The following is a 1,126-nucleotide window of genomic DNA, read 5'->3' as shown; positions in this document are numbered from 1 at the left end:
TGTGGTTTCACGCTGAAGGGCGACTTGGTCGCTGGCGAGGTTAGGGCAGGGCGGTGTCACCTTCCATGAGTTTGTCGCGGAAGACCTCGGCGGGTGTTCGATAGCCGAGGCACTTTCTCGGCGTCGCGTTTAGCTGTTGGCAGATCGCGTTGATCTGCCGGGTGGTAAGCGTCTTCGGATCGACCTCGCGCGGCAGCCAACGGCGGACCCGGCCGTTGGTGTTCTCGACCGTGCCTTTCTGCCAGGGCGCCTGCGGGTCACAGAACCAGGTCGCGACGCCAAGGCCGGCCTGCAGATAGGGCCAGGCCAGGAACTCCAGCCCGCGGTCGAAGGTGATCGACTGGCGGGCATGGGCCGGCAGCGGCGAGAGGCTTCCGATCAGCCCGTCCATCACCGGGCGCGAGCGGCGGTCGGCATTCTTCATCAGCACGGTAAACCGGCTGACACGCTCGACCAGCGAGGTCAGGTTGGTGCCGCCGAATTCCTTGCGGAATTGGATCAGATCGCATTCCCATGACCCGAAGACAGTCCGAGCCGCCACCTCGGCCGGGCGATTCCGGATCGAGATTTCGTCAGCAAACCTCGGGTGTTGCGGCTTGCGCCGACCGCGGCCACGGCGCTTGCGGCGATGGTCGGGGAGGTGGCGCCAGAGATCGATGTAATGACCATCCTTCGAATAGACGTATTGATAGATCGTCTCATGGCTGACGCTGGCTGTGGCGCGCTCCACCTTCAGCCGCCCCGAGATCTGCTCGGGCGTCCAACCCGCCTGCAACCTGTCGACCACCGCAGCCCGCAGCGACGGATGCCGCACCAGCTTCCTGAGATTTGAGCGCCGGGCCTCGGACATCGCCTGGGCGTTGGCGGCATAGTAACCAGAGATGTTGCGCAGCTCGGCATCGTGAAAATGGTTGCGACGCAATTCTCGGAAGATCGTCGAACGGTGCCGACCGAGCTTCGCGGCGATCTCTGTCGCGGGCACCTTCGCTTCGCGCCAGCGCGCGATCTTGCGACGCTCCTCGTAGTTCAGGTGCAGATAGGGTGCAGGGATGTGAACAGCTCCTTGTGGCAAGACATTGATCTTACGTCAAAGTCGCAGTTCCAACTTGAATCCACCCCGCCTACA

General features: G+C 63.2%; 1 protein-coding gene. It reads right to left on the bottom strand.

Features of this window, described 5'->3' with window-relative positions; all coding sequences use genetic code 11:
• Positions 1-40: 40 nt before the first annotated feature.
• Entirely contained in the window at positions 41-1,051 is a 1,011-nt protein-coding gene (locus V8J36_RS22825) for an IS30 family transposase (protein WP_336469612.1), read from the bottom strand.
• Positions 1,052-1,126 lie beyond the last annotated feature (75 nt).

Origin of the sequence: Frigidibacter sp. MR17.14 (assembly GCF_037095735.1) — a bacterium.
GTDB lineage: Bacteria > Pseudomonadota > Alphaproteobacteria > Rhodobacterales > Rhodobacteraceae > Frigidibacter.
This window is presented reverse-complemented; position numbering and strand designations above follow the sequence as displayed.